Below are 24,359 nucleotides of genomic sequence, written 5' to 3' on the forward strand. Positions count from 1 at the left end.
AGAGGCACCGCCGTCGTCTAAACTGCTGCGAGGGGGGCGGCGACATGACTACTGCACAGGTCTCGACCGGCGCGAGCACGGGCGCATCGCGCACGGGGCTCTATCTGGCCGTGCTCCAACTCGTGTTCACGCTGGGCTGGACGACCTATGTCGTCTACCTGCCGAAGCTCGCAGCGGATGTCGGCCTTGCGCCGGCGGCCGTGATCCTCATCCTGATGCTGGACCAGGCGATCTTCACCATCGCCGATACCGCGATGGGGATCGCGGCCGACAAGCTCGCGCCCGTCGTCGGAAGGCTCGGCCTGTTCGTCGGCGTGCTGGCGGCGATCTCCTGCGCCGCCTTCGTCGCGCTGCCTTTCGTGGCCGGCATCGGCGCGGGCGCGCAGGTATGGTTGATCGTGCTGATCGTGGTCTGGTCGATCACGTCATCGGCCCTGCGCGCGCCGCCGCTGACCTTGCTCGGCAAGTACCGCGCCATGCCGAAGGTGCCGTTCCTCGCGGCGCTGGCCATGCTGGGCTATGGCGTCGCCGGCGCCGTCTCGCCCTATCTCGGCGTAGTGCTGCGCGATCACGATGCGCGGCTGCCATTCGTGATATCGAGTGCGGTGCTGCTGCTGACGGCGCTGGGGTTGTCACGGATCGAACACGACGTGGCGCGCGACACCGCGCGGCCGGCGCCGGCCGAGGCGGCGAAGCCGCTGGGCCTCGTCCCGATCGCCTTCATCGTCGCGATGGTGGCGCTCGCGCTCGGCTATCAGCTGCATTTCGCCATGAACAGCGCGCCGTTCTATCTGCGATTCGCCGAGCCGGACGAGCTGCAATGGCTGATGCCGGTGTTCTGGATCGGCTTCAACATCGCAATGTTTCCGGCGAGCCTGGTCGTCAAGCACCGGGGCGGCCTGATCGTGATGGGCGCCGCCGGACTGTTCGGTGCGGTGGCGATTGTCGTGGCGGAGCTTGCCGGCAGCCTCAATACGCTGATCGTCGCCCAGTTCCTCGCCGGCGCTGCGTGGGGCTGCATGCTGATGAGCGCGGTCTCGGCCGCGCTTGCGATCGGCTCGACCGGCGCGGAGGGAAAGGTCACGGGCCTCGTGTTCTCGGCGCTCGCGCTCGGCGCCTTCGCGCGCATGGCGGCGGTCGCGGGCGGCCTGCAGAAGATGCCGGAATACGCGCCGCTGCTGCACTGGGCGCCGGTCGCCTGCTGGTCGGTCGCAGGCGCAGGCCTGTTGGTGATTGCGGCCGCGCGGCTCCAGGGCGGTGTTCAGCTCAAGGCTTCGGCGGGTGGATGAACGCCCAGGGGCTTACTTCCGAATCCCTGGTCACCTCGACCGAGACCAGATACGGCCCACCATGGGCCAGTGCCTTCTCCAGCACTGCCCTGAACTGATCCGGCGCGGTGACGCGCGCAGCCGCGACGCCAAAGGACTCCGCGAGCTTGACGAAATCCGGATTGACGAGGTCCGATGCCACCACGCGGCCGTCGAAACGTTCGCGCTGGTCGCGGCGGACGTTGCCATAGGCGTTGTTGTTGAACACCAGCGTGACCACGCCAATGTTGAACTGCACGGCGGTCGAAAGCTCCTGCACGCCGAACATGAAGCCGCCGTCGCCGGTGATGGCGACCACCGGCTTGTCGGGATTGGCGACTTTCGCGCCGAGCGCAGTCGGAAAGCCCGAGCCGAGCGTGCCCTGGTAGCCCGAGGTGATGAAGGTGCGCGGCTGGTAGACCGGGAAGCCGTACCAGGAGGCGAAGCCGACCTGCGACAATTCATCCGTGACGATCGCGTTGGCCGGCAGCACCTCGCGCAGGATGTTGAGATAGGCCATCTGCGGCTGGATGCGCTGGATCTCAGCTTGCGCTGACGCCGTGGCCTCGCGGATCTCTCCGCGCCGGCTGCTGCTCTTGGCATAGCCGGCCTTCTTCACGGCGGCGACGAGATCGGCCGTCCCGGCCTTGGCATCGGCGACAATAGCCGCATCGAAGACGATCCGGCGCATCTCAGCCGGGTCGATATCGATCCGAATGGATTTCAACCCCTGCGGCTGATACGGCCAGCGAAAGCCCGAGGCCGGCAGCTCCGCGCGGGTGCCGATCGCGATCATCAGATCAGTCGTCGGCCACAGTCTGTAGGCAGCCGCCATGGTGAGACCGAGCTCATGCGCGTTCGAGACGATGCCGCGGCCGCTGCGGAAGGCGACCACGGGCGCATCGATCATCTCGGCGAGCTCGAGGATCTCCTCGCCCGCCTCGATCGCGCCGCTGCCGACGAAGATCATCGGCGCCTTGCTCGCCTTGATCAGCGCGGCTGCCTGCTTGACCAGGTCGGGGTCGGGCCGCGGTGCGGGCAGCGGCTCCAGCACTTGAGCTGCCGCCGTATCCGCGCGCTGGGTGAAGACGTCCCAGGGCATCTCGACCGAGGCGGGGCCGCGCCGTCCCGACATCATCTCCTGGAACGCGCGCGCCACGATCGTCGGCGCGTTGCCGGGATATTCGATCCGGTCGGCCCATTTCACATAGGTGCGCAAGGTCGCGAGCTGATCCGGCATCTCGTGCAGATGGCCGCGGCCCTTGCCGAGGAACTGCGTCGGCACCTGGCCGGTGACGCACAGCACCGGCTCGTTGCAGCCGAACGCAGTGAGCAGTGCCGCGCTGGCATTGAGCACGCCCGGGCCGGGCACCACGCTGAACACGCCGGGCCTGCCGCTGGAGCGCGCGTAGCCGAACGCCATGTAGCCGCAGGCCTGCTCGTGCCGCGCGCCGATCACCTTGAGCTGGGCCTGGTGGAAGGCGTCGAACAAGCCGTAGACCTGCGCGCCGGGCAGGCCAAACACGGTGTCGACGCCATGGGCGACCAGGCCGCTTACGATCGCTTCGCCGCCGGTGAGGGTGGTCATCTGGTTATTCCACTTCGATGATTGTTCAGGCTTCGTCGACGACGCCGTTGCGCAGGCGTCCGATGCCCTCGGCCTCGACCTCGACGACGTCGCCGGGCTTCAGGTACCGCGGCGGATCGAACCGCGCACCCGCGCCGGTCGGCGTGCCCGTGACGATGATATCGCCGGGGACGAGGGTTGCGAAGGTTGAGATATAGTTCACGAGATAGCGGAACGGAAACATCAACCGGCTGGTGCGATCGTCCTGCCTGAGCTCGCCGTTGACATGCGTGGTGAGACGAATGTCCGCAATCTGCGATTCCGATGTGTAGGGCACGAGCCACGGGCCGAGGCTGCCGCTGGAGTCAAAGTTCTTGCCCTGGGTGACGTTGAACTTGGCGTGGCGCAGCCAGTCGCGTACCGAGCCCTCGTTGCACAGCGTAAGCGCGGCGATGTGTTCGAGCGCGGCGCTCTCCGGAATATGCCGGCCTTGCTTGCCGATCACGATCACGATCTCGCCTTCATAGTCGAGCTGCGCGGACGCGCGCGGCCGCACCAGCGGCGTGTCGTGCCCGACGAAGGAGCGCGGTGAGCGCATGAACATGCTCGGATATTTCGGCGCGTCCTGGCCGTCCTTGTACTCGGCGTTGCGGTCGGGATAGTTGACGCCGATGCAGATGATTTTTTCCGGCGCGGGCACCGGTGGCAGCCAGGTGATTTCGCTGAGCGCGTGATCGGGTGCGCGGCCGGCAGCCTCTTCGGCAAGGCTCAAGAGCTTTCCGGCCGCGATCACCTCGCGCAGCGTCGGATAGTCCTTGCCGTAACGCGCGGAGAGATCGACGATGCCGCCGTCCACGACGGCGCCGTAGCGGCTTGCACCCTTGACGGAATAGGTCGCGAGGCGGGGGCGGGTCATCAATCCGCCACCAGCACGTCGGCCACGAATTTCGGCTCGCGCACAGCCTGGCCTGTGAACGGCGAGCCCTGCTCGAACCAGGAGCGGGGGGCGGGCGCGCCCCACAATGTCTGGCGGCGCGGATCGCGCAGCGACCAGCGCAGCGGTTCGTGGTCGTGATCCCCCGTGAAATAGTCGCTGGTGTAGAGCTCGAGCCGGTGCCCATCGGGATCGCGCACATAGAGGAAGAACGCGTTCGAGATGCCGTGGCGTCCCGGCCCGCGCTCGATGTTCTTCACGAAACCTTGCGAAGCCATGACATCGCAGAGATGGATGATGTTCATCGCCGTCGGCGTCCAGTAGGCGAAGTGGTGCAGGCGCGGACCCTTGCCGTTGGTGATGGCGAAATCGTGGACGTTGCCCTTGCGATGCATCCAGGCGGCGGCGATGCGCCCGTTCGGGCCGTCCTCCTCGGCATATTCGGTGAGACGGAAGCCGAGCCGGGCGTAGAACTCCATCGTGTCCTGCACCTCGGCGGCGAAGACGTTGAAATGGTCGAGCCGCTGCGGATGGCAGCCCCTGTAGAGATCGTAGCGACGAAGCAGATGGGGCCGCCGGGCCATCGACGCGTAGAGCTCGATCTGGAAGCCGAAGGGATCGGTGAATTGCAGCGTGCGGCCCTGGAACGGCTGGTCGACGAAGGCGCAGGCAAGGCCGTTCTCGGAGAGAAAGGCGGCGGCCTTGTCGAGATCCTTGTCGTTGCCGACCTTGAAGCCGAGCCGCGCGCAGGCCGGCGCTGCCGCCTTGCGCAGCACCAGCGAGTGATGCTGGTGTTCCTCGGCCGCGCGCAGGTAAACGACATTGTCGTCGGCATCCTCGACATGCAGGCCGACGATGGTCTCGTAGAACTCCCGGCTCAGCTTCAGGTCGGTGACGTCGAGCACGATGTGGCTGGAGCGGATGATGTTGAACGGCGGCTCGAAGACGTGTTGCGGTACGGGCATGTGCGTTTCCCCTCGGCTCGGTCATTCCGGGGCGGCTCGAAGAGCCGAACCCGGAATCCATCGTGCAGCAGTGTTGGTGGATGAATGGATTCCGGGTTCGTGCTGCGCACGCCCCGGAATGACGATCACATTCCCAGCTTCTGAATCTTGTGCGTGCCCCGGGCCAGCGAGACGTGCTTGGTTTCCATGTAGAAGTCGAACGAGTAATCCCCGCCGTCGCGGCCGATGCCTGAGGCCTTCATGCCGCCGAACGGCGTCGGCAGATGGCGGACGTTTTCCGAGTTCAACCAGATCATGCCGGCTTCCAGCGCATCGGCCACGCGTAGCGCCCGGCCCATGTCGTTGGTCCAGACATAGCCGGTCAGGCCATAGCGGATGTCGTTGGCGATCTCGATCGCGTCAGTCTCGTCGCGGAACGGCAGTACGGTGAGGAATGGCCCGAACACCTCCTCCTGCGCCACGCGCATCTTGCCATGCGCGCCGGTCACCAGCGTCGGCTCGACATAGTGTCCGCCGCCGGGGCCGTCATAGGCCTTGCCGCCGACCGCGATCGTCGCGCCGTCCTGGCGCGCGACGTCGAAATAGGAGCAGACCTTTGCGAGGTGCCGCTCGTGGATCAGCGGTCCGATCTCGGTCGAGGGATCGAGGGGATGGCCGACCTTCAACGCCTTCACGCGCGCGGTCAGCTTCTCCACGAATTTTTCCGCGATGCTCTGCTGGATCAGCAGGCGGCTCGACGAGGTGCAGCGCTCGCCATTGAGCGAGTAGATCATGAACACGACGGCGTCGAGCGCGCGGTCGAGATCGGCATCGTCGAACACGATCACCGGGTTCTTGCCGCCGAGCTCGAAATGCACGCGCTTCAGGGTCGGCGCGCCCTGCATCATGATGGCCGAGCCCGTCGCGCTTTCGCCGACGAAGCCGATCGCCTTGATGGCGGGATGCTCGGTCAGCGCCTTGCCGGCGTCTTCACCGAAGCCGTGGACGGTGTTGAGCACGCCATCGGGCACGCCGGCTTCCTTCACGAGCTTCGCCAGAATGGAAGCCGTCACCGGCGACCATTCGGCCGGCTTGTGCACGACGGTGCAGCCCGCAGCGAGGGCAGGAGCGATCTTCCAGGTCGAGAGCATGAACGGCGTATTCCAGGGCGTGATCACGCCGACCGGGCCGATCGGCACGCGGGTCGAGACGTTCCAGTGCTCGTCGCTCGGCGTGTTGAGGCCGTCGCGCGCCTCCGCGCATTTGTCGGCGAAGAAGCGGAAATTCTCCGCGGCGCGGATCGCGGCCTTGGCCATGAAGCGATAGGCCTGGCCGGTGTCGATGCATTCGAGCACCGCGATGTCCTCGGCATTGTCCTCGATCGCATCGGCTACGCGATGCAGCAGCTTGCGCCGCATCGCGGGCCCCATGTCGCGCCAGGCCTTGAACGCAAGCGCAGCGGCCGTGGCCGCAGCGTCGATGTCCTCCGCATTGCCGCGGGCGACGCTTGCGAGCACGGCGCCATCGACCGGCGATTTCGCCTCGAACGTTTCGCCCGAGATCGAGGCGACGACCTTGCCGTCGATCATGTGGCCGATGCCGTCCGCGCGCAGCGTCTTCAAGAGCGGCGCGGCGCGGTCGCGGTTGGCCTGGAATACATCGGCTTTCGGCGTGGGCTTATCCATGGGCGGCCTCCGCTTTCAGGGCGTCGTGGATGTTGTTGCGCTTCCAGCTGGTGTCCTTGTCGTTGATCTGCATGTCGAACGACAGAGCGAACTTGCTGGCGGCAAAGACGGGATCGAGATGTCTTGAGAGCGCCTGGAAGATTTGCTCGCCGGCGTTCTGACGTGTCTTGAGATCGCGGCCCTCGCCGATGCGCAGCACCATGTCGAGAAAGCCGTAGTCCTGCCTTGCGTCGGCGATCGCATAGTGCTCGCAGCGGATGGCGCGAACGCGGATGCCGCCGAGCGGGAAGATGCCGGTCTCGACCGCCGCATTGCGCACGACCTCGCAGACGGCGCCGATGTCGAGGCGGTCATCGAGATTGGCCGAATATTCGATCGTGAAATGCGGCATCGCGGTTTCACTCCCTGTCTTCTTGTTCGCCTAGGCGAAGTAGCAGCTCACCGAGCCGTAGGCGCCATAATCGGCCTGAATTGTGTCGCCCTTGCGGGTCTCGATCGGACGGATGAAGGAGCCGGCGAGCACGACCTGGCCGGGCTCCAGCGCAAGGCCGAGCGGCGCGATCTTGTTGGCGAGCCAGGCCACGGCCGTGGCGGGATGATTGAGCACGCCGGCGGCAAGGCCCGTCTCTTCCAACTGGCCGTTCTTGAAACAGAGCGCGCCGATCCAGCGCAGGTCCGCGTCCAGCGGCCGGATCGGCCGTCCTCCGAGCACGATGCCGGCATTTGCCGCGTTGTCGGCGATGGTGTCGAAAATCTTTCGCGTCGTTTTCGTGGTGGGATCGACACGTTCGATCCGCGTGTCCAGGATCTCCAGCGCCGGCACGACGAAGTCGGTGGCGTTGAGGACGTCGAACATCGTGCAATTGGGTCCCGAGAGTCGCTTGCTCATGACGAAGGCAAGCTCGGCCTCGACGCGCGTCGCGATGAAGCGCTCGGTCGGAACGATCCCGCCATCGGCGAAGAACATGTCGTCGAGCAGCACGCCGGAATCCGGCTCGTCGATATTGAGCGCGCTCTGCATCGCCTTCGAGGTCAGGCCGATCTTGTGGCCCTTGACGATGCGCCCTTCGGCGATCTTGACCTCGACCCAGGCCTTCTGAATCGCGTAGGCATCGGCGATGGTGATCTCGGGAAAATCCAGTGACAGCTGCCGGATCTGCGTGCGGGTCTTCTCCGCCTGGTGCAGACGCCTCGCGCAAGCTCGGATATCGTCGTCGGAAAGCGCCATCTTTAGTCTGACAAATCGTGGTGCCGGGAGATACTTAACATGTTAAGTGAATACGTCAAGCACAATTCAGGCTTGCTGCGCTGCAAACATTCTGCGGCTTGAAGGGGCGTCATGACGAAGAAATCCGCCGATCCCGCCAACGGAGGCGCGCCTGCCGCAGGACCTGCCGCAAGACAGGTGCCGATGCGCGACTTCTCGCGCTCGCTGCCGATGTCGCTGCTGCGGGCGCGCGAGGCGGTGATGCGGCAGTTTCGTCCCTCGCTGCGCGAACACGGCTTGACCGAGCAGCAATGGCGCATCCTGCGCGCGCTCGCTTCCATCGAGGCGGCGGAGGTCACGGAACTCGCGCGCACCGCCTTCCTGCTCGGGCCGAGCCTGTCGCGCATCCTGCGCGATCTCGAGGCCCGCAACCTGATCGAGCGCAAGACCGCCAAGGCGGATCAGCGCCGCAGCATGGTCTCGATCTCGAAAGACGGCGTGAAGCTGATGGCCTCGGTGGCACCGAATTCGGAAGCGATCTACGCGGAGATCACGCGACGCTTTGGCACACGTAAGCTTGCCGAATTGCAGGAGATGCTCGGCGAGCTCGAACGGAGTCTTGCGGGACTCGGCGCCAGCGAGGAAGCAAGTCCCGAGGAGTGAAAGCAGATATGCGCTCCCATGCGGCAACGGCCATGGACATGGTCGCGTTTTTTCGCTCAAGTGCCGCCCAAGCCGATCGCTGCAAAGTCGGCGTCGGGGAGAGGCAGACAGGCCGTCATGGTCACCATTCAGGTCCAGAAGCTGATCGACTTCGTCGCCGAAGTCTTCGCGCATGCGCAGTCCTCGCCGGAGGAGGCCAGGCGTATCGCCACCTATCTGACCACGGCGAACCTGACCGGCCATGACAGCCACGGCGTGATCCGCGTTCCCGTCTATATCCGCTGGCAGAAGACCGGATCGGTCGTCCCAAATCAGAACGCGGAGGTCGTGCTCGACACGCCCTCGCTCGCGGTGGTCGACGGCAAGTTCGGATATGGCCAGACCGTGACGCCGCAGGCGGTCCAGATCGGCATCGAGAAGTGCAGGAAGGCTGGGCTTGCCGCGGTCGCGCTGCGCAACGCCGGTCATATCGGCCGCGTCGGCGACTGGGCCGAGATGGCGGCCGCCGAAGGTCTCATCTCGGTGCATTTCGTCAATGCCGCGGGCTCGCTGCTGGTCGCCCCGTTCGGCGGCGTCGAGAAGCGGCTGTCGACCGCGCCGTATTGCGTCGGCATCCCGCGTGAGGGCCAGGATCCGATCGTGCTGGATTTTGCGACCTCGGTCGTCGCCGAGGGCAAGGTGCTGGTCGCGAGCCGCGGCGGCAAGAAGCTGCCGAAGGGCGCACTGGTCGATTCCGACGGGACCTTGGGCGAGGATCCGGCCGTGCTCTACGGCCCCTACACGCCGGACGGGCCGCGCGATCACACCAAGGGAACGGGCGCGATCCGCGCCTTCGGCGAGCACAAGGGATCGGGGCTCGCCTTCATGTGTGAGCTCTTGGGCGGCGCGCTGACCGGAACCGGCGCCACCTCGGGCGGGCGGCGCTTTGCCAACGGCATGCTGGCGTTCTATGTCGATCCGAAGGTGGTCGACACCTCGAACATTTTCGACGCCGAAGTCTCGCGCTACGTCGATTTCATCCGCGCCACCAAGCCGATGGCCGGGGTCGATCAGGTGCTGATTCCGGGCGATCCGGAGCGAAAGACCCGCGCTGAGCGGACCCGGAACGGCATCCCCTTGCCGGATGACACCTGGGCGGCAATAGTGAACACCGCCCGTGAGGTCGGCGTCAGCGAAGTCAGCATCCAGAGGGCGACGGCTTAGACGTGTATCGTCATTGCGAGGCGCGCCAGTGACGGAGCAATCCAGAGTGCCATCGCGGAGAAATTCCGGACTGCTTCGCGGAGCCCGTCATCGGGCCGCGCTTCGCGCGGACCCGGTGGCTCGCAACGACAGTGAGTGAGATCAACAAAGAAGGAAGGCAACGTGGCGAATAAAGTCAAAGAGATCTGGAAGTCGGGCAAGGCGGTCGTCAACGCGTGGCTTGCCATACCCTCCGGCTTCTCGGCCGAGATGGTCGCGCAATGCGGCTTCGACAGCGTCACCGTCGACATGCAGCATGGCGTACAGGACTATCTGTCGATGGTGCAGTGCTTCCAGGCCATGGACAAGCATCCGATCACGCCGATGGTCCGCGTGCCCTGGAACGAGCCCGGCATCATCGGCAAGGTGCTAGATGGCGGCGCCTATGGCGTGATCTGCCCGATGGTCAACACGCCGCAGGAAGCCCGGAACCTCGTCTCCTATTCCAAATATCCGCCGAAGGGCGTGCGCTCCAACGGCCCGATCCGCGCCGGCATGTACGGCACCGCCGGCTCCTACCAGAAGACGGCCAACGACGAGATCGTGCTGCTGCCGATGATGGAGACCCGGACCGCGGTCGAGAACATGGAAGCGATCCTCGATGTCGAAGGCATCGACGGGGTCTATATCGGCCCGTCCGATCTCGGCTTCTCCTACGGCCTCGAGCCAAAGCTCGACCGCAGCGAGCCGGAGATCCTCGCGATCTACGAGAAGATCATCAAGGAGTGCGGCAAGCGCGGTCTGAACCCGGGCATCCACTGTAGCGGCGCGGAGGGCGCGGCGCGCGCCATCAACATGGGCTTCAAGCTGGTGACGCTGTCCAACGAGGTCGGCCTGATGACGACCTACGCCAAGATGCAGGTCAACGCGACCCGCAAGGATTCAGGCGGCAAGGCCTGAGCTCCGGGCGAATGGCGAATAGGGAGTGGCGAATGGCGCCGCTCTCTTTTCCATTCGCTACTCACCGTTCGCTATTCGCCTCCGAAGGAGACACCCATGACCATCAGCCCCGTCATCCGCCTGCATCCCGATGATGGCGTGGTGATCGCGCGCGCGAGCCTGCCGCCTGGAACAAGCGTGGCTGACGGCGTGACCACGGTCGATCGCATTCCCTCCGGCCACAAGGTCGCGATCAAGCCGATCGCCGAGGGCGAGCCGATCAGGCGCTACGGTCAGATCATCGGCTTTGCCACGGCGCCGATCGCGCCGGGCCAGCACGTGCATACGCACAACTGCGGCATGGGTGATTTCGCCAAGGACTACGCCTATTGCGCCGACGTGAAGCCGACGCCGAACTTCGACCTGCCGGCGACCTTCGAGGGCATCCGCCGCCCGGACGGCCGCATCGCCACGCGCAACTATATCGGCATCCTCACCTCGGTGAATTGCAGTGCGCATGTCGCGAGCCTCGTCGCCGACGTCTTCAAGAAGAATCCCTTCACCGGCGACAACCCGCTGTCCGACTTCCCCAACGTCGACGGCGTGGTCGCGCTGACCCACAAGACCGGCTGCGGCATGACGCAGAACGAGCCCCTGGCGCTGCTCCGCCGCACGCTCGGCGGCTATGCGCGGCACGTCAATTTCTCCCACGTGATCGTGCTCGGCCTCGGCTGCGAGGTGAACCAGATCGGCGGCCTGATGGAAGAGCAGAAGCTCGCCGGCCGCCTCCGAGCGATGGACATCCAGGAGGTCGGCGGCACCCGGAAGACGGTGGAGGCGGGCATTGCCTTCGTGCGCGAGGCGCTCGCCGACGCCAACAAGGTCAAGCGCGAAACGGTGCCGGCAAGCGAACTCACCGTGGCGCTGCAATGCGGCGGCTCGGACGGCTATTCCGGCGTATCCGCCAATCCGGCGCTCGGCGCGGCGAGCGATCTCATCGTGCGCCACGGCGGCACCGTGATCCTGTCGGAGACGCCGGAGACCTACGGCGCCGAGCACCTGCTCACGCGCCGCGCCGTCAGCCGCGAGGTCGGCGAGAAGCTGGTCGATCTCATGTGCTGGTGGGACGAGTACACGACGCGCGAAGGCGCGGAGATGAACGCCAACCCCAGTCCGGGCAACAAGGCCGGCGGTCTCACCACCATCCTGGAAAAGTCGCTCGGCGCGATGGCCAAGGCCGGCACCACCAACCTCGTGGAGGTACTGCGCTACGCCGAGCCCGTCACCAAGAAGGGCTTCGTCTTCATGGACACGCCCGGCTACGATCCGGTGGCTGCGACCGGGCAGGTCGCCGGCGGGGCCAACCTGGTCTGCTTCACCACGGGCCGCGGCAGCGTGTTCGGCTGCAAGCCGGCGCCCTCGATCAAGCTCGCCACCAACACGCCCATGTACAAGCGTATGGAAGAGGACATGGACGTCAATTGCGGTACCATCCTCGAGGGCGAGGAGAGCGTCGCGCAGTGCGGCCAGCGCGTCTTCGATCTCATCCTCAAGACGGCCTCGGGCCAGCCGACCAAAAGCGAGAGCTTCGATTTCGGCGGCGCCGAGTTCGCGCCTTGGGTGCTCGGCGCGACAATGTAGTTGCGCCCAGTGCGCCTTGCTGCGCAATTCTGCAGGACGAGCAGGGCCAGTCCGTAAATCTACGGAGGCGCTACGCGGCCTCGCGGCTTCCAGCGCTCATCTATGATTAATGTTTCCTGTCGTAATCCTAGAGCGATGCGGGCCGCTCCTTCGAGGAGTGCTGCCCTTCGTGAGGATTCGTCAACGATGACGCGTGCGATACGGCCGACTGGCGTGGAAAATCTCCTCGGTGAAGAGGAGCTGATTGTATCGAAGACCGATCTCAAAGGTCGCATCACCTACGCCAATGATGTCTTCATCCGGATGGCGAAGTACTCGTGGAAGGAGCTGATGGGCGCTCCCCACAGCATGATCCGCCATCCCGACATGCCGCGCGCCGTCTTCAAGCTGCTGTGGGACACGCTCCAGTCCAAGCAGGAGATCTTCGCCTACGTCGTCAATCTGGCGAAGGACGGCAGCCATTACTGGGTGTTCGCCCACGTCACGCCGACATTCGACGAGCGTGGCAATATCGTCGGCTATCACTCCAACCGCCGCAAGCCCGATCCTGCGCAGATCGAGCGCATCAAGCCGATCTACAAGACGTTGTGCGCGGAAGAGGCGCGGCATGCCAATGCCAAGGACGGCATGCATGCGAGCTTCGAGGCGATGGTCGGGCTGCTCAAGCAACAGGGTGTCGGTTACGATGAATTTGTGCTCTCTCTCTAAGGCGCAGGGAGCGACCGCGCTCGCGTGTGTTCTTGCCGTCGTTGCGTTCGTTCTCTCGCTTCTCGGTGTAACCGGAATCAGCAGTGCTGTCTTGCTCGGCGCGACGGTCGTGCTGCTCGGCTATGCCGTATGGTGCCAGCATCGGACGGCGGTGGCCGTCGATGAGGTGGCTGATGTGTGCCGCAAGGCGGCTCATGGCGATCTCGAAGCGCGCATCATGAGTGAGCGGCAGGCCGGGCGGATCGGAGCGATCCAGAAATCCGTCAACGACATGCTCGACATCACCGACGCCTTCGTCCGCGAGACCTCGGCGTCGATGGACTATGCGAGCCGCGGCAAGTATTTCCGCAAGATCCTCGCGCGGGGGCTGCCCGGCTCGTTCCGCCGCTCGGCGGTCGTCATCAATGCCGGCACCGACAGCCTCGGCCGCCGCGTTGTGGAGATCGCCGGCCTCGCGCGGGAGTTCGGCACGCATCTCGACGCGGTTGCGGGCGGCCTCATGGGCGCCGCGACCGATCTCGAATCCGACGCCGGCCAGATGGCGGCAGCGGCGGAGAAGACCAGCCGGCAGACCTCCGGCGTGCTCACTGCGTCCGACCAGGCTTCGCGCAACGTCGCCACCGTCGCCGGCGCCGCGGAGCAGCTCGCCTCATCGATCGCTGAGATCAACCGGCAGGTCGCTGGCTCGACCGCGAGCACCGGGCGGGCGGTGAACGAAGCCAATCGTGCCGGCAGCGAGATCCGCACGCTGGCGGGCGCTGCGATGCAGATCGGCGACGTCGTCAAGCTGATCAGCGAGATCGCCGAGCAGACCAACCTCCTGGCGCTCAACGCCACGATCGAAGCGGCTCGTGCCGGGGAGGCCGGCCGCGGCTTCGCGGTGGTGGCCTCCGAGGTCAAGAGCCTCGCCAACCAGACCGCGAAGGCAACCGAGGAGATCAGCGCCAAAGTCGGCGAGATGCAGCAATCGACGACCACTTCGGTTGCGGCCGTCGAGGCGATCGCGCAGACCATCGCCGAGATCAACGGCATCACGGCCTCGATTGCCGCCTCGATCGAGCAGCAGGGGGCCGCGACGCGCGAGATCGCCCGCAACGTTCACGAAGCCTCCGTCGGCACCTCGCAGGTCTCCTCCAACGTCACCGGCATCAGCGAAGCCGCCGCCGATACGGGCCGCGTGGCCGGCCGCGTCAACAGCGCCTCCGAACGCGTCCATGGCGAGGTCGAGACGCTCCGGCGCGAGGTGACGCAGTTCTTGCAGCGGCTGACGTCCGCGGCGTAACGTTCTACAAGATGAGGTCGTCATGCCCGGGCTTGTCCCGGGCATCCACGTTCTTTGACGCCACAAACGATGGCCGTGGATGGCCGGGACGGCCCGGCCATGACGCTGTGGATGCTTTGGTGCGCCAAACTCTCATGTCATAAGCGATCGCCCCCCGGGGCTACGGGGCTAGGAGGCGGATACTTCCTAGGCACGGCCTGCCCGTTGTTAGTGCTTGATCGCGCTGAGCTCAGGTGTTCTGCTCAAAAAAGCTGCTGGAGCATCGTACCCCGTGTCGATCTACGTCGCATTACATCACGTCACGCACTACAAATACGACCGCCCGATCGACCTTGGCCCGCAGACCATCCGCCTGCGGCCGGCGCCGCATACGCGCACGCCGATCCTGAGCTATTCGCTCAAGGTCACGCCCTCCAATCATTTCGTGAACTGGCAGCAGGACCCGCAAGGCAACTGGCTCGCGCGCTACGTCTTTCCGGAGAAGGCCACCGAGCTGAAATTCGAGGTCGACTTCACGGCGCAGATGACCGTGGTCAACCCGTTCGACTTCTTCGTCGAGCCCTATGCCGACAGTTTTCCGTTCGAGTACCCGAAAGATCTCAAGACGGAGCTGGCGCCGTATCTCGAGACCGTCAAGCCCGATCGCCTGTTCGCGCAATATCTCGACTCGATCCCGACTGAAGCCCCCAACACCGTCAACTTCCTGGTCGACCTCAACAGGGAGCTCCAGAAGAAGATCCGCTACATCATTCGGATGGAGCCGGGCGTGCAGACGCCTGAGGACACGCTGTCGTCCTGCGCCGGATCGTGCCGCGACTCTGCCTGGCTGCTGATCCAAACGTTCCGCCATCTCGGCCTCGCCGCGCGTTTCGTTTCCGGCTATCTCATCCAGATCCGTCCCGACATCGATCCGATCGAGGGACCGCCCGAAGTCGAGAACGACTTTACCGATCTGCACGCCTGGGCCGAAGTCTATCTGCCGGGTGCGGGCTGGATCGGGTTCGACGCGACCTCCGGGATGCTCGCCGGCGAGGGGCACATCCCCGTCGCCGCCACGCCGCACTATCGCTCCGCGGCGCCGATCTCGGGCGGTGCCGGCTTTGCCGAGGTCGAATTCGCCTTCGATATGAGCGTGCGGCGCATCCGCGAGGCGCCGCGCATCACAAAGCCCTTTTCCGATGAGGCGTGGGCGCGGCTCGACGATCTCGGCGAGCAGGTCGACGGCGATCTGGCCGCGCAGGATGTTCGGCTCACCATGGGCGGCGAACCGACGTTCGTCTCGGTCGACGATCTCGAGGCGGCGGAATGGAACACCGACGCCGTCGGCCCGACCAAGCGCGCGCTCGGTGACGATCTGATCCGCCGCTTGCGCACGCGCTTCGCGCCGGGCGGGCTTTTGCATTACGGCCAGGGCAAATGGTATCCGGGCGAGAGTCTGCCGCGTTGGGCCTTCGGCCTTTACTGGCGCAAGGACGGCGTGCCGATCTGGAAGAACGCCGACCTCATTGCCAAGTTCGAAAATCCGCGCCGTGCCGAGGTGAAGGACGCCGAGGCCTTCATGGAAGGCGCGGCGGCCCGGCTCGGCCTCGATGCCGGCTACATCATCCCGGCTTACGAAGATACGGCGTACTGGCTCCAGAAGGAGGCCGAGCTTCCCGTCAATGTCGATCCCTCCGATTCCAAATTGTCGGATCCGGAAGCCCGCGCGCGGATGGCGCGGGTGTTCGACGAGGGCCTCAACACACCGCGCGGCTTCGTGCTGCCGGTGCAGCGCTGGAACGCGCCGCCGCGCTGGCGCAGCGAGCGCTGGCAACTCCGGCGCAATCACCTGTTCCTGATGCCGGGCGATTCGCCTCTCGGTTTGCGCCTGCCGATCGGCTCGCTCGGTCACGTCCCGCCGAACCAATATCCCTACATCGTCGAGCAGGACCCGATGGAAGCGCGCGACAAGCTGCCGGTGTTCACGCTCGCCGCGCGTCCGGAATCCCCGCCGCGGGCCGCGCCCGAGCATCTCAACACCTCCGTCCCGGTGCGCACCGCGATGTCGGTCGAAGTCCGCGACGGCGTGCTCTGCGCCTTCATGCCGCCGGTCGAGCGCATCGAGGACTATCTCGAACTGGTCGCCGCGCTCGAAGCCACCGCGGAGGAGATGCAGCTGCAGGTCCATGTCGAGGGCTATCCGCCGCCATTCGATCCGCGCATCGAGGTCATCAAGGTGACGCCCGACCCTGGTGTCATCGAGATCAACATCCAGCCGGCGAAGAGCTGGCGCGACGCGGTGGAGATCACCTCCGGACTCTACGAGGATGCAGCGAAGATCCGACTCGGCGCCAACCGCTTCCTGGTCGATGGCCGTCACACCGGCACCGGCGGCGGCAATCACGTCGTGGTCGGCGGTTCGAGCCCGCAGGACTCGCCGTTCCTTCGCCGTCCTGATCTCCTGAAGAGCCTCGTGCTGTACTGGCAGCGGCATCCCTCGCTGTCCTATTTCTTCTCCGGCCTCTTCATCGGCCCGACCAGTCAGGCGCCGCGCATCGACGAAGCCCGCCACGACAGCATCTATGAGCTCGAGATCGCGCTCTCGCATGTGCCGCCGCCGGGCACCCAGGCGCCGCTGTGGCTGGTCGACCGCCTGTTCCGGCATCTGCTCGTCGACATCACCGGCAATACCCACCGCGCCGAGATCTGCATCGACAAGCTCTATTCGCCGGAGGGCCCGACCGGGCGGCTCGGCCTCGTCGAATTCCGCGCGCTCGAAATGCCGCCCGATCCGCGCATGTCGCTGGCGCAGCAGCTCCTGATCCGCGCGCTGATCGCAAGATTCTGGCGCGAGCCGCAGGCCGGCAAGTTCGTGCGCTGGGGTACCGCGCTGCATGATCGCTTCATGCTGCCGCACTTCATCTGGAACGATTTTCTGGAGGTGCTCACCGAGCTGAAGCAGTTCGGCTACCCGTTCGATCCGGAATGGTATCTGGCCCAGCTCGAATTCCGCTTCCCCGCCTTCGGCCGCATCCATCATGGCGGCGTGACGCTGGAGCTGCGCCAGGCGCTGGAGCCCTGGCATGTGCTGGGCGAGGAGGGCTCGGCCGGCGGTACCGTGCGCTATGTCGACTCGTCGGTCGAGCGGCTTCAGGTCAAGGCGGAGGGCTTCGTCGAGGGCCGTCACATCGTCACCTGCAACGGCCGCCGCCTGCCGATGACCCCCACGGGCCGCTCGACCGAAGCCGTGGCCGGCGTCCGCTTCAAGGCCTGGCAGCCGGCCTCCGGCCTGCACCCGACCATCCCCGTTCACGCGCCCCTGACCTTCGATCTGATTGACACCTGGAACGGCCGCTCGCTCGGCGGCTGCGTCTATCACGTCGCCCATCCCGGCGGGCGCAGCTATGACACCAAGCCGGTCAACACCTACGAGGCGGAGGCGCGGCGGCTGGCGCGCTTCCAGGACCACGGCCACACCCCGGGTCCGATGCAACCGCCGCCCGAGGAACGCACAAATGAGTTTCCGCTGACCCTCGACTTGCGGACCCCGCTCCTGCAATGAGTATGATGCGGGGGCAGGGAGACGCGCATGGGCGAGGGCGCAGCCGAACAGGACGACAAGGCGAAGACGCAAGGCCAGCGTGAAGGCCAGCGCCGCCTCGCGCAATGGGTCCGCGACTATAGCCGGCTGCCCGGTATCCCCGACGAGTTCCTAGGCCCGGACGGCGCCCCGCGCGCGGTCTGGAGCCGCTTCTTCGACGCCTTCGGCGCGCTGGCGCCCGACGAGATCGAACGGCGCTTCGGCATGGCCGACCGCCATCTCCGCGAGGCCGGCGTCACCTACCGCGCGCCCGGCGACGGCGCCGACCGGCCGTGGTCGATCAGCCATCTGCCGCTTTTGATCGACGAGGCCGACTGGCAGCAGCTTTGCGCCGGCATCACCCAGCGCGCCGAGCTGCTGGAGCGTGTGCTGCGCGACATCTATGGCGAGGGCCGGCTCGTTGCCGAAGGCGCGCTGCCGGCGGCCGCGATCGCCGGCAGCCCCGAATATCTTCGTCCCGTCTGCGGCGTGCCGCCGCCCGGCGGGCGCTATCTCTCGATCTATGCCGCCGACGTCGGCCGCGGCCCCGACGGCCGCTGGTGGGTGCTCGGCGACCGCACCCAGGCGCCATCGGGCGCGGGCTACGCGCTGGAGAACCGCCTGGTGCTCTCGCGTGCCTTCTCCGACCTCTACAAGTCGATGAACGTGCCGCGCGTCGCGCCGTTCTTCGAGGCGTTCCGCGACAGCCTTCGTGCGCGCGCCGACCGCGACGAGCCGCGGATCGGCGTGCTCACCCCCGGCAGCTTCAGCGAGACCTATTTCGAGCATGCGACGCTGGCGCGCTATCTCGGCTTCCTGCTGGTCGAGGGCGACGACCTCGCGGTCAGCGACAACCGCGTCCACATCCGCACCGTTGCCGGCCTGAAGCGGCTCGACGTGCTGTTGCGCCGGGTCGATTCCAACTCGCTCGATCCGCTCGAGCTCGATGCCTCCTCGCGGCTCGGGGTCCCCGGCCTGATCGACGTGCTGCGCAAGGACGGCGTCGTCGTCGCCAACATGCCGGGCTCGGGCGTCCTGGAGGCGCGGGCGCTGCTCGGCTTCCTGCCGGCGCTAAGCCGACGCCTGCTCGGGGAAGACCTGAAGATGCCGCACATCGCGACCTGGTGGTGCGGCCAGCGCGCGGCGCGCGACGAGGTGCTGGCGCGGCTCGACGAGGTCGCGATCGAGGGCGCCTACCGGCGCGGTGTGCCCGGGTTCGACAGCAACGGTCCGGTGCTCGCGAGCGAGCTGGATGCCGCCGACCGCCGGCGCCTGGTCGACGCCATCACCGCGCGCGGCATGGACTATGTCGGCCAGGAAGTGGTGCGGCTCTCGACCATGCCGGTGTGGGAGCAGGGCCAGCTCACGCCGCGTCCGTTCGTGCTGCGCGTGTTCGCGGCCGCCACGCCCGACGGTTGGGCCATCATGCCCGGTGGGTTCTGCCGGATCGCCGAGCAGGCCGATGCGCGCGCGGTCTCGATGGGCGACGGCGCGCGCGCCGCCGACGTCTGGGTGGTCTCCGACAAGCAGGTCCCGACCGCGACGCTGCTGCCGGCGACCGACAAGGTGCGCATCCGCCGTATCGCCGGCGTGCTGCCGAGCCGCGCCGCCGACAATCTGTTCTGGCTCGGCCGCTACCTCGAACGCGCCGAAGCGACGCTGCGGCTGGTGCGCGCTTTGGGCTCGCCGAGCGGGCCCAACAAGGGGACCGCGGCCTCGCTGCAATCGGCCGAACGCATCCAGCGCCTGCTGGTGGCCTGGGGCGCGATCTCGCAGACATCGCGGGCGACTCCCGGGCGCATCACTGCCGAAGCGTTGCAGAGCGCGGAGCGTTTCGGCTCGGCACTGTCGCTGGTGCGCGCGGCACAGCGCACGGCAACCTCCTTGCGCGAGCGCTTGTCGCCCGATGCCTGGCAGGTCATCACCGAGATGGCCGAGCGTCTTGCCTACGAGGTCGAGGACGAGGACAGCGTGTTGAGCGCAGCCGAGCTGACCTTGCAGGAGCTTGCGAGCTTCGCGGGCCTCGCGCAGGAGAACATGAACCGCGCCGCCGGCTGGCGTTTCCTCGACATCGGACGCCGCACTGAACGCGCCATCAACACCACGCGCTTCACGCGCCAGTTCGCCTATGACGAGGCCGGCGACGAGGAGCTCGACATCCTGCTGACGCTGGTGGATTGCCAGATCACCTACCGCTCGCGTTATCTGCTGGCGCCGATCCTGGCGCCGGTGCGCGACCTCGCCGTGCTCGACGGCTACAATCCGCGGTCGGTGGCATTCCAGGTGACGACGCTGAACGAGCACATTGCCGCGCTGCCGAGCCTGAAGGAGCACGGCCTGATCGAGAAGCCGCAGCGGCTCGCCGTGGCGATGCAGGCGATGCTCGCGACCGCGGAGGCCGAGAAGCTCGAGGTGAAGACCCTGTTCGCGCTGGAGCAGGATCTGCTCAGCCTTGCCGACGCGATCGGGCAGCATTACTTCCCGCACGGTCCCAATGCCAGCCGGCCGGAAAAGCTGACGGGGCTGGCGTGATCTACGACATCCGTCACGTCACCACCTACGAGTATGAGAATCCCGTCAGCTTCGCCCGCTGCACGCTGCGGCTGGAGCCCAGAAGCGGCGGCGGCCAGGAGCTGATCTCGCACCATCTCGAGATCCATCCGCGCCCGGCCGAGCGCAATGTGCGGCGCGACTTCTTCGGCACGCTCACCGAGAGCGTCGTGATCGAAGCCGCGCATCGCAATTTGCGCATCGACTCTCGCGCGCGCGTGTCGGTGTCGCGCCAGCCGCCGCCACGTGTTGCGTCGAGCCCGTCCTGGGAGAGCATTCGCGACCTTGCCTTCGAGGCGACGAGCCTCGGGCCGGCTTCACCCGTCGGCTATGTCTTTGCGAGCCCCTTGGTGCCGGTGCTGCGCCCGGTCAGCGCCTATGCCGCGGAAAGCTTTGCGCCCGGCGCGGGCATCCTCAAAGGCGCGGTCGATCTGATGCATCGCATCCGCAGCGAGTTCCGCTACGACCCCAAGGCCACGGTGATCTCGACGCCGCTGGACGAGGTCTTCGACAAGCGTCACGGCGTCTGCCAGGACTTTGCCCATGTGATGATTGCGGGGCTGCGCGGGCTCGGCCTGCCGGCGGCCTATGTCAGCGGATATCTGCGCACCATTCCGCCGCCGGGCCGGCCGCGTCTGCAGGGCGCCGACGCCACCCATGCCTGGGTGTCGCTGTGGTGCGGGGTGGAGCTTGGCTGGGTCGATCTCGATCCGACCAACGATGTCCTCGTTGGCAACGATCACATCGTGCTTGCAATGGGGCGCGATTTTTCCGACGTCTCGCCGGTCGACGGCATCATCGTCGGCTCGCACAAGCAGAAGCTCGGCGTCGCCGTCGACGTGCTGCAGGTGGAGTAGGGCGTGTACTCATAAGCATCGGCTTACCAACGCAAAGCGGAAGTCTGCCATCTTGAATGTCATCGGCAGCTTGTGACCCGAAGCGGACAAGAGGATGGGAGCAATGTCCCGGTTGGAACATTAGTGACTCATTGATCTGCATCACGGCGCTCGCCGATTTCTGTGATGTTATTTTTCTGCCTTCGCAATGGCAGCGAAGGAGGCCGCACGGTTATAGCGGCGGCCCGCAAACAGTCGTGCCGCGTTCTTATTGAGGCAGGTGTCCGCCAATGCCGCAGCTCTCCACGTCAACCGAGCATCTTCACGCCTACGACGTATGGGATGCCCCGACGCGGTGGTTCCATTGGATCAACGCGCTCACCGCGCTCGGTCTGATGATCGTTGGAGTCATCCTGCTGAACGACGACGCGCTGGGGCTCGCCGCCAACGGCAAGATCCTGCTCAAAGAAATCCATGTCGTGCTCGGCTACGTCATGGGGCTGAATTTGATCTGGCGCTTCGTTTGGGCATTCTTCGGCAACCGCTATGCCAGATGGAGCGCAATCCTGCCTTATGGTTCCAGCTTTTGGGGCAAGCTGCGCGCTTACGGCAGTGCCTTTCTTAGCGGAGAGCCGCAAGAATATGTCGGGCATAATCCCGCGGCACGCCTCGCAATCGCAGTTCTCCTGCTGCTGCTCGTGCTGCAAGCCGCGACCGGTGTGATCCTGGCGGGCACCGATCTATTCTGGCCGCCATTCGGAAGATGGTTCGCCGGTTGGGTCGCCGCAGGCGGGATTGATCCGGCAATGGTCTCGCCCCTCGCCGCGGAGACGTTGGATCAAACCGCCTACAAGGCCATGCGTGCGTTTCGAGGCCCCGTCGTGACGATCCATCTTTATGCGTTCTATGTGCTCGCGGGCGTCATCCTGCTGCATCTGATAGCGGTGATCGTGACCGAAATTCACGAGGGTGGAAGCATCACGTCGGCGATGTTTACTGGCCGAAAGATTCTCAACCGCCCACCGCAAGACGTTTAAGCTCGAAGGAAGTCCGGCGCTTTGGGTATTTGAATTATGCCCGTTCGCGCCGCCCGTCAGTCCGGCAGGAAGGCCCAACGCCAGTACCAGTAGATGAGGACTCGCCATGATCAGATACGCCGTCGCATTGCTATCCGTCAGTTGCCTCTTTGCATCCTCCGCTCTGGCACAGGACGATCTGCTGGCGAAGGCGAAGCAGCAGTTCGAGCCGATCCCGACTGCTCCGCCAGATCTGCCGGGTAACGTGGCGACCCCCGGTAAGGTCGAACTCGGCAAGATGCTGTACTTCGACCCCCGGCTCTCCGCGAGTCATGCCATCAGTTGCAGCTCATGTCATAGCATCGGGCTCGGCGGTGCTGACGCCGAACCCACCTCAATCGGCCATCGCTGGCAGCGTGGCGGGCGCAATGCTCCCACGGTCTTGAATGCGGTATTCAACAAAGTGCAGTTTTGGGACGGCCGGGCCAAAGATCTCGAACAGCAGGCCGGCGGGCCAATGGCCAACCCGGTCGAGATGGCGTCGCCAACGACGCATGTGGCCGAGCAGCTGAAAGGCATTCCGGGCTATGGCGACCTATTCGCCAAGGCTTTCCCGGGCGAGTCGGACCCCATCACGCTTGCCAATGCGCAAAAGGCCATCGCCGTATTCGAGGCGACGCTGATCACGCCAAACGGGCCGTTCGACCGCTTCCTGAGGGGCGAGCAGGACGCGCTTTCGCCGACGCAGAAAGCGGGCCTAGCGGTCTTCATGGATAAGGGATGCTCGGCCTGCCACAACGGCATCAACGTCGGCGGCGGCATGTACGCCCCGTTCGGCGTGGTTGAGAAGCCGGGTGCCGAGTTCCTGCCACCCGCCGATAAGGGCCGTTTCCTGGTCAGCAAAACTCCGAGTGATGAGTACGTCTTCAAGGTTCCAACGCTCCGGAACGTCGCTCTGACGGCGCCTTATTTCCACACCGGGAAAGCCTGGGATCTACGCCAGGCGGTCGCGGTGATGGGAACCAGTCAGTTAGGCACTCAGCTGACGGACGATGAAATTAACAAGATCACCACCTTCCTCGACAGCTTGACCGGTGAACAACCGAAGGTGACGTACCCCATCCTTCCGCCAAGCGTGGCGAGCACGCCCCGACCGCAGCCGTGATCGGGGTTATCGGTTCTTCCCCGCTCTATTCCTCAGGGCGATTTCACGAAGCCCGGCTCCCGTGGCTGGGCTTTCATTCGCTCTGGCAGGTCGCACCACGCCCGCTTAGGCGGCCTTTCGGTTTGCGCCACAGATCAAAAAATGAAACTTGGCTGATGTCTCTTCCTGGCCCATCTCCGACCTAGGGTGAGGGACGCCAACGCGCCGCTATAGAGGTGGAGCGGACTCTACAAGAAGTGCCGCGCGGGAGTACACGCCCTGGAAAATGGTCGGCGCCCGTCGGTCATCGAACCATGGTCTCGCGATCCCAGGCCTGATAGTCGGGTGAACCCTCGATGCGGATGGGACCGTCGTAGCCGTATTCCACCATGTGCACGGTCACATAGTCCCCGCCGAAAAAGACGACTCCATAGGATTGCGGCAGGTCGCACGCGCTCAACAGCGTGGTCTCGGAGAACAGCGGAAAGCTCGCATGGTTGGTGCCGCGCAGCGACGAGGCGGGGATTCCTGCCACCGAACCGGCAAGAGGCAAGTGACAATGCCCGAAGAAGACGTGGCGGATCTTTGCCCGGTGGCGGCCAATGAGACGCCGGAACGGCGCTTCGTCGAGCAGGCGGATCTGGTCGAGGGGACCGAGATGCACCGGCATGGGGTTGTGGTGCATGAAGAGCAGGAATGGTCCGTCATGCTCGGCAAGCCGTGCCTCGAGCCAGCCAAGACGATCTTCGCAATAGCGGCCGGCGTGCGTTTCAGGATGGGCGGTGTCGAGGAACAGGCAGCGGCCGGCGGCGGTATCGTGGATGCCCTGGACGAAGCCGTTGTCGTCAGCGAGGTCGGGGAAGACGCTCAGGAAGGCGGCGCGCCGGTCGTGGTTGCCGATGCACAGCCGGATCGGCAGCGGATATTCGTCGATGCGCTGCTTGAGCCAATGATAGTCGGCGAGATCGCCCCAATCCGAGAGGTCGCCGGTGATCACCATCAGTTCAGCGTCATGATGATCGTTCAGCGCATGCGCCAGCGCCCGTTCGAAATTGACCCGCGGATCGCGGCCGCCGATGGTCGAGCCGGGCGCCGTCAGGTGAATGTCGCTCAGATGAAGCAGTTTCATCGCTATCTCCAGTCATTGAGGCGGCACGGGGTGCCGGAGCACCCCGTGCCGGCGGATGTCGGGACG

At 65.7% G+C, this 24,359-nt stretch carries 19 protein-coding genes; 12 read left to right on the top strand and 7 right to left on the bottom strand.

Translation table 11 applies throughout. The features are described 5' to 3' along the window. The first annotated feature begins 44 nt into the window (after positions 1 to 44). Complete coding sequence (locus ACSHT2_RS30800) at positions 45 to 1,289, top strand: MFS transporter (RefSeq protein WP_440638606.1); 1,245 nt, start codon at positions 45 to 47, stop codon at positions 1,287 to 1,289. Here ACSHT2_RS30800 and ACSHT2_RS30805 read toward each other — a convergent pair. From ACSHT2_RS30805 to hpaH, 6 genes are all read right to left on the bottom strand, one after another. Continuing rightward, positions 1,267 to 2,895: a thiamine pyrophosphate-dependent enzyme gene (locus ACSHT2_RS30805; protein ID WP_440638607.1), complete on the bottom strand. Its 1,629-nt coding sequence runs from the start codon at positions 2,893 to 2,895 to the stop codon at positions 1,267 to 1,269. The two genes, ACSHT2_RS30800 and ACSHT2_RS30805, sit on opposite strands and share 23 nt — an antisense overlap. 25 nt (positions 2,896 to 2,920) lie before the next feature. Then, positions 2,921 to 3,790: a fumarylacetoacetate hydrolase family protein gene (locus tag ACSHT2_RS30810; RefSeq protein WP_440638608.1), complete on the bottom strand. Its 870-nt coding sequence runs from the start codon at positions 3,788 to 3,790 to the stop codon at positions 2,921 to 2,923. Beyond that, a complete protein-coding gene (hpaD, locus tag ACSHT2_RS30815; RefSeq protein ID WP_440638609.1) occupies positions 3,790 to 4,773 on the bottom strand; it encodes a 3,4-dihydroxyphenylacetate 2,3-dioxygenase in 984 nt (327 codons plus the stop codon). The genes ACSHT2_RS30810 and hpaD overlap by 1 nt, the downstream gene beginning before the upstream one ends. Before the next feature lie 125 nt (positions 4,774 to 4,898). Beyond that, positions 4,899 to 6,437 carry a 5-carboxymethyl-2-hydroxymuconate semialdehyde dehydrogenase gene (gene hpaE / locus ACSHT2_RS30820; protein ID WP_440638610.1) on the bottom strand — a complete coding sequence of 513 codons (1,539 nt, stop codon included), beginning with the start codon at positions 6,435 to 6,437 and terminating at the stop codon, positions 4,899 to 4,901. Next, positions 6,430 to 6,828 (bottom strand): 5-carboxymethyl-2-hydroxymuconate Delta-isomerase, encoded by a 399-nt coding sequence (locus tag ACSHT2_RS30825; RefSeq protein ID WP_440638611.1) that lies wholly within the window; start codon positions 6,826 to 6,828, stop codon positions 6,430 to 6,432. Before ACSHT2_RS30825 ends, hpaE begins: the two co-directional genes overlap by 8 nt. A gap of 30 nt (positions 6,829 to 6,858) precedes the next feature. Beyond that, entirely contained in the window at positions 6,859 to 7,665 is an 807-nt protein-coding gene (gene hpaH / locus ACSHT2_RS30830) for a 2-oxo-hept-4-ene-1,7-dioate hydratase (RefSeq protein WP_440638612.1), read from the bottom strand. A gap of 111 nt (positions 7,666 to 7,776) precedes the next feature. Between hpaH and hpaR the strand changes: the two genes are divergently transcribed. From hpaR to ACSHT2_RS30885, 11 genes are all read left to right on the top strand, one after another. Further along, positions 7,777 to 8,307 (top strand): homoprotocatechuate degradation operon regulator HpaR, encoded by a 531-nt coding sequence (hpaR, locus tag ACSHT2_RS30835; RefSeq protein ID WP_440638614.1) that lies wholly within the window; start codon positions 7,777 to 7,779, stop codon positions 8,305 to 8,307. A 117-nt stretch (positions 8,308 to 8,424) separates the two neighbouring features. Further along, a complete protein-coding gene (locus ACSHT2_RS30840; RefSeq protein WP_440638615.1) occupies positions 8,425 to 9,510 on the top strand; it encodes a malate/lactate/ureidoglycolate dehydrogenase in 1,086 nt (361 codons plus the stop codon). Between the two features lie 162 nt (positions 9,511 to 9,672). Continuing rightward, positions 9,673 to 10,449, top strand: coding sequence for an HpcH/HpaI aldolase family protein (locus ACSHT2_RS30845; protein WP_035709283.1), 777 nt, complete (start codon positions 9,673 to 9,675; stop codon positions 10,447 to 10,449). Between the two features lie 96 nt (positions 10,450 to 10,545). After that, positions 10,546 to 12,069 carry a UxaA family hydrolase gene (locus tag ACSHT2_RS30850; protein ID WP_440638617.1) on the top strand — a complete coding sequence of 508 codons (1,524 nt, stop codon included), beginning with the start codon at positions 10,546 to 10,548 and terminating at the stop codon, positions 12,067 to 12,069. 186 nt (positions 12,070 to 12,255) lie between these two features. Further along, entirely contained in the window at positions 12,256 to 12,777 is a 522-nt protein-coding gene (locus ACSHT2_RS30855) for a PAS domain-containing protein (RefSeq protein ID WP_440638619.1), read from the top strand. Beyond that, positions 12,755 to 14,059, top strand: coding sequence for a methyl-accepting chemotaxis protein (locus tag ACSHT2_RS30860; RefSeq protein ID WP_440638620.1), 1,305 nt, complete (start codon positions 12,755 to 12,757; stop codon positions 14,057 to 14,059). The genes ACSHT2_RS30855 and ACSHT2_RS30860 overlap by 23 nt, the downstream gene beginning before the upstream one ends. A 271-nt stretch (positions 14,060 to 14,330) precedes the next feature. Continuing rightward, positions 14,331 to 17,600: a DUF2126 domain-containing protein gene (locus ACSHT2_RS30865; protein WP_440638622.1), complete on the top strand. Its 3,270-nt coding sequence runs from the start codon at positions 14,331 to 14,333 to the stop codon at positions 17,598 to 17,600. 27 nt (positions 17,601 to 17,627) lie between these two features. Beyond that, positions 17,628 to 20,150: a circularly permuted type 2 ATP-grasp protein gene (locus tag ACSHT2_RS30870; RefSeq protein ID WP_440638624.1), complete on the top strand. Its 2,523-nt coding sequence runs from the start codon at positions 17,628 to 17,630 to the stop codon at positions 20,148 to 20,150. Beyond that, complete coding sequence (locus ACSHT2_RS30875) at positions 20,147 to 21,025, top strand: transglutaminase family protein (RefSeq protein ID WP_440638625.1); 879 nt, start codon at positions 20,147 to 20,149, stop codon at positions 21,023 to 21,025. The genes ACSHT2_RS30870 and ACSHT2_RS30875 overlap by 4 nt, the downstream gene beginning before the upstream one ends. A 269-nt stretch (positions 21,026 to 21,294) precedes the next feature. Next, positions 21,295 to 22,041 (top strand): cytochrome b/b6 domain-containing protein, encoded by a 747-nt coding sequence (locus tag ACSHT2_RS30880; RefSeq protein WP_440638627.1) that lies wholly within the window; start codon positions 21,295 to 21,297, stop codon positions 22,039 to 22,041. 106 nt (positions 22,042 to 22,147) lie between these two features. Continuing rightward, positions 22,148 to 23,185 (top strand): cytochrome-c peroxidase, encoded by a 1,038-nt coding sequence (locus ACSHT2_RS30885; protein ID WP_440638629.1) that lies wholly within the window; start codon positions 22,148 to 22,150, stop codon positions 23,183 to 23,185. A gap of 283 nt (positions 23,186 to 23,468) precedes the next feature. On the opposite strand, the gene ACSHT2_RS30890 is transcribed toward ACSHT2_RS30885, so the two are convergent. Beyond that, complete coding sequence (locus ACSHT2_RS30890; RefSeq protein WP_440638632.1) at positions 23,469 to 24,293, bottom strand: phosphodiesterase; 825 nt, start codon at positions 24,291 to 24,293, stop codon at positions 23,469 to 23,471. Between the last annotated feature and the right edge of the window lie 66 nt (positions 24,294 to 24,359).

The organism is Bradyrhizobium sp. PUT101, assembly GCF_052043945.1.
Taxonomy (GTDB): domain Bacteria; phylum Pseudomonadota; class Alphaproteobacteria; order Rhizobiales; family Xanthobacteraceae; genus Bradyrhizobium.